Here is a 5,109-nt window from a genome sequence, read left to right on the forward strand (position 1 = left end):
GTATTGTAAATGTGGCCAGAAGTTGAGTGGTAGTGAACTCCACCAAAGTTTAATTTTTCACCAACAATTTCTTTGTTGACTTCTTCTTTCATTTTAAGACCTAAATATGCTATGAAAAACATATTTGAGTAAAATGCACCATAAATATCATTACTTCTAAAAAGACAGTGGATAGTTAATTCATTATTACGTACAACGCACTGTAAAAACTGAAGGCATGGGATATCTTCTCTTTCAGCATCGAGTTCTGGATCAATTGTAACTGCTACTGCACGATTTGAACCGGTCGCAGTCAATATTCTCTCTTTCATTGTGTTAAATTGATCAATATTGAAATGAGCAAAGATACGGTTAGGGTAAGTGTAGACAAATCCTTGGTCATCTGGGTTTTCTGCGGATTTTACATATTCATAAAGAGCATCACTTTTAATAGGACAACCGTCAATGTCAAATCTTCCGGATTTAATGTCATCCAACATCATTTGAGTAGTGTAATGTTGATATTTTGCTCTGAATTTTAAATCTAAAGGATCATCAATAATGTAAAAGTTTCCAAGACTTTCCACTAAATGATGATTGGAGTCCTTATAAGTTTCTTTTCCTTGTTTTAAAATTTTATCTACAAAATCTAAATAACATTGATTAATGGTTAGCATAATAACAGTCCTTAATATAAATTAATTTAATTTATGTTTTTAATATAATATAAATTAGATTTATTTGATTGTTAAATGAAAAATTTTATGAAAATTAGGATTTATAGATTTCTTTGTTTCAATAACTATTTTTTTAGAAATGTTCTAATTAAATTAAAATTAGATGAAATATTTGTCATTGATTTTAATTTAAAGTTAATTTGGTTGATGGTTATTTTAATTAAAATGGTGTTTTGTTAGTGACTATTCACTAACATTTTTTATGAACTTTGCTGGAATTCCCCCAACAATGGTATTTGCTTCAACATCTTTTGTAACAACTGCACCTGCTGCAACAATAGCTCCTTCGCCAATAGTCACTCCTGGAAGAACAGTGACATTTGAACCTAACCATGCTTTATTTCCAATATATATTGGGGAAGGGAACATATCTGCCCTATTTTCAGGTTCTTTTGCATGATTCAATGTTAGAAGACATGTATTATGGCCTATTAAAACGTCATCTCCAATGTAAATTCCTCCTTGATCTTGCATTTTACAACCGGAATTTATAAAAACGTTTTCACCAATATGGATATTTTTCCCGCAATCTGTGTTAAATGGGGGTATTAATCCTAATGTTCTGTTAATTGGTTGATTGGTCAATTCACTAAACAGTTCCTGAATTTCTTCAGGAGTGTGATGTTCATTGTTAATCTTATGAGTAATTCTAACAGCTTCATTAAGTAATTCGTGCATTAGTAAGTGTTGTGGTGAATTTGCAATTATTTTTTTCCCTGTTTTTACGTAATCTAAGTATTCTTGAAGTTCCATTTACTCACCGGTATATTTTACCATTAATTTAAACAAATCTTTTGCCATGTCAGTTGAATTCTGTTTAGTAATATTTTCTGGAATCTCATATACAAAAGTAGGATAACCTGCTTGAGCAATTGGTTTTGACACTAAGACTGCAGATGTTGACTTGTAGGTTTCATTTCCAAGTCTCGGATAATATCCAAAGTCTGTTGTATTGTTGATTTTTCCAGCTATTTTAACAGATACATTATCCATTTCAGGGGTTGCAAGATAAAATCCTTCACCGTACCATTCTACATGTGAGTGGGCTATTATTACACAATCAGCATCTGATTTTGTAACATCAGGATTTACAAAGTCATGAACAAGCTGTTCTCCATTAGCCCGACTTTTTGAATAATCTTTTTTGTCTTTTGTTACATTAACCTGATAATGAATTATTTTAGTATCATTTGTTTTATTTGCAAATTCTTTGGCTGCTTTAATTTCAGGATCAATGCATAATTTTTCCCTTGGGTGGATTCCTGTAATTAATGCAATTGTGTTGTTTGCACTTTCATTACCATAAATGATTTTTTCCACAGTTCCTAAATCATTATTACCTAACATTCTATATGTGGCATTGTTGAGTTCTTCATTTTGATAATATATTAGTGCACCAAGAATTAACAATAGGATAACAATTAAAATGATTTTTGTTTTCTTTTGCACATTTTCACCTTTTATGTTGTATTATTTATTTTTTATACTTAATAGTTTAGTGATAATTGATAAGGTCAGATTGAGTCCAACCTCATCAAGTTCTCAGATACTAATATTTTTTTCTAAATGAAGATGGTAGAGATATTAAAATCTCTACACTAATTAATTTAAAACTATATTATAAATCTTTTTTCTTACATTTAAGTTCAATAATTCGGAATTTTATTAAATAAAGTATTTTAAAATATTTTTTCTAAAAGAAAAGATTATTATTAAGTTAATTTAAATATTTATTTAGGTGAAATATTGGCATCAGATTATCTGTTTAAAGGTATAAATCTATTGATTTTTGTTGACTGTGTACTGGTACTCAATTTTTTTATTGGCTGATGTTTCATTGGGAACTTTAAATTTCATAGTTCTATTTGATGTAATCACATGTATTATTCTTTTATTTGATTGGTTCATGAAAATGAATGGTAAGAATAATAAAATGCAATTTTTAAAGGCAAATCTATTATACATAATTGCAATCATTCCATTTGAATTGGTATTTTCAATGTATTTCATTTCTTTTAGATTGTTGTTGTTATTCAAATTGTTCAAATTATCCAATGTTGTTGAAAAATATTTTAATAATTTTCATCGTTTTTTAGAAAATACAAAATTGGATAAAATTTTAGGTTGGATTGTTTTTACAGTAATAATATTCACATTTTCATTGTATGTCATGGATCCATCATTAAATCTATTCGATAGCTTATGGTTTGTTGTTGTTACATTAACAACTGTAGGATATGGTGATGTAACTCCAAAATACATTTGTTGCAAAAGTAATATCTCTGTTCTTGCTTGTAATGGGAATTTTTGTATTCTCAACACTGTCTGGTGCGATATCTTCTTACTTTACAGATAAAATTTTAAATATTGATTCTGATACTGAAGAAGGCGTAAATCTCTTAAATCAAAAAATTGACATGATGGATGTAGAATTGAAGGTGATTAAAAATGAACTTGCAGTGTCTCGTGAAGAAAATTTGATGTTGCATGAAAAATTAGATGAAATATTAAAAGAGTGATTTTTGTTTTTTCAATCATTTTTTGTATATAATGTGTACATTTTATTTTTTAAAGTATATGGAAAAATTGTTTATTTGTTTAATTTTTGAGATATGTTTATATACTGTTTTGAATATAATTATAAATACTTAAATTGTTTTAAGTAAATCCAAAAAATTTAAAAAGTGAAAATATGACAAACGAAAATTTTGCAAAGAAGATTAAAGACATTAGAGCTAGACAAGATATGACTATTGAAGACCTCGCTGAAAGAAGTGGAGTAAAACTTGAAGTTTTACAAGCTATGGAAGCTGGTGAAGTTATTCCTTCTCTTACTCCATTAACCAAAATGGCAAGAGCACTTGGAGTACGTTTAGGAACTTTCTTAGATGACACTCCAGAACTTGGTCCAGTAGTCACCAGAAATGGTGTAACTGAAAACTCCCTTTACTTCTCAGGTAGAGAAGATGTAACCAATGCAACTAACTTAGAGTTCCACTCATTAGGAGCAGGTAAAATTGACAGAAACATCGATCCATTCTTAATTGATATTGAATTTGAAGAAGGAGAAAAAGAATTATCCTCTCACGAAGGTGAAGAATTCATTTATGTTTTAGAAGGAGAAATTGAAGTAATTTACGGTAAAGACTCATTTACCATTGGAAAAGGAGATACAATATTCTACGATTCTGCAGTACCTCACCACCTTCACGCAAGCGGTGAAGACAAGGCAAAAATCCTTGCAGTATTATACACTCCATATTAAACTAAATAACGGGCTTGATAAAATGTTTGAGATAGTATTAAAACAACAAAAAAACAGTAATGGTTTAATTAGATTTTTCACTCGTAGTTTGGATTTGCGTTCTTTGTTGTTGGGTTTGCAAGAATGTTTTACAAGTATGAATGCTGTTGAATTTAATAGAATGGAGGTTATCCAATGAGTGAATTATTTACAGAACTTTCTCTTGGAAAGTTTTTCGAAACAATGGTTGAAAAACAACCAGATCATGAATTTATCGTTTATCCTGATAGGAACTTAAGATTTACATACAAAGAATTTGATGAAAGAGTTGACAATTTAGCTAAAGGAATGTTAGCTATCGGTATTGAAAAAGGAGACCATGTTGGTATATGGGCTAAAAACGTACCTGAATGGTTGACTTACATGTTTGCAACTGCAAAAATTGGTGCAACAATCGTAACAGTTAATACTGCTTACCAATCTCACGAATTAGAGTATGTATTAGGCCAATCTGATATGAAAGCATTAGCTATGACTGATGCGTTCAGGGATACCAGCTATTTTGATATCATTAATGAACTTGTACCGGAACTTAAAACCTGTGCAAGAGGTCATTTAGTTGCTGAAAAGTTCCCTCACTTAAAATTTGTTTTCCATATAGGTCAGGAAAAACACCGTGGAATGTATAACACTAACGAATTATTATTACTTGGTATGAACTATGATGATGAAAAATACCAAGAAATCAAAGACTCAGTTACTCAATACGATGTAATCAATATGCAATATACTTCAGGAACTGAAGGATTCCCAAAAGGTGTAATGTTAACCAGTCGTAACATTGTAAACGATGGTTTCTACATTGGAGAAAACATGAATTATTCTCCAAAAGACAGATTACTCTTACAAGTGCCTCTTTTCCATTGTTTCGGTACTGTTTTAGGTGTAATGGCTGTAATAACTCACGGATCTACTATGGTAGTTCTTGAAGAGTATGATCCTCTCTTAGCTATTTCATCCATCCAAAAAGAAAAATGTACTTCCATTTATGGGGTACCTACAATGTTCATTGGTATGATGAATCACCCAATGTTTGAAATGTTTGATATGTCATCATTACGTACTGGTATTATGGCAGGTTCCACTTGT

At 30.1% G+C, this 5,109-nt stretch carries 7 protein-coding genes; 4 read left to right on the forward strand and 3 right to left on the reverse strand.

Annotation, left to right across the window (positions count from 1 at the left end; all coding sequences use genetic code 11):
• The 3 genes from MR875_08935 to MR875_08945 form a co-directional block, all read right to left on the reverse strand.
• The coding region (locus MR875_08935) for a thymidylate synthase (protein MCI6994960.1) at nt 1–656 on the reverse strand (656 nt) is incomplete at its 3' end.
• Between the two features lie 243 nt (nt 657–899).
• Complete coding sequence (locus MR875_08940; protein ID MCI6994961.1) at nt 900–1,469, reverse strand: sugar O-acetyltransferase; 570 nt, start codon at nt 1,467–1,469, stop codon at nt 900–902.
• Complete coding sequence (locus MR875_08945) at nt 1,470–2,165, reverse strand: hypothetical protein (protein ID MCI6994962.1); 696 nt, start codon at nt 2,163–2,165, stop codon at nt 1,470–1,472.
• A gap of 373 nt (nt 2,166–2,538) precedes the next feature.
• Between MR875_08945 and MR875_08950 the strand changes: the two genes are divergently transcribed.
• The 4 genes from MR875_08950 to MR875_08965 form a co-directional block, all read left to right on the forward strand.
• Nucleotides 2,539–3,072, forward strand: coding sequence for a potassium channel family protein (locus MR875_08950; GenBank protein ID MCI6994963.1), 534 nt, complete (start codon nt 2,539–2,541; stop codon nt 3,070–3,072).
• Nucleotides 3,014–3,235 carry a hypothetical protein gene (locus MR875_08955; GenBank protein MCI6994964.1) on the forward strand — a complete coding sequence of 74 codons (222 nt, stop codon included), beginning with the start codon at nt 3,014–3,016 and terminating at the stop codon, nt 3,233–3,235. The genes MR875_08950 and MR875_08955 overlap by 59 nt, the downstream gene beginning before the upstream one ends.
• Before the next feature lie 173 nt (nt 3,236–3,408).
• Complete coding sequence (locus tag MR875_08960) at nt 3,409–3,981, forward strand: XRE family transcriptional regulator (GenBank protein MCI6994965.1); 573 nt, start codon at nt 3,409–3,411, stop codon at nt 3,979–3,981.
• 174 nt (nt 3,982–4,155) lie between these two features.
• Nucleotides 4,156–5,109 (forward strand): AMP-binding protein (locus MR875_08965; protein ID MCI6994966.1); only part of this gene is annotated, 954 nt, incomplete at its 3' end.

It is taken from the genome of Methanobrevibacter sp., from assembly GCA_022775905.1.
Taxonomy (GTDB): domain Archaea; phylum Methanobacteriota; class Methanobacteria; order Methanobacteriales; family Methanobacteriaceae; genus Methanocatella.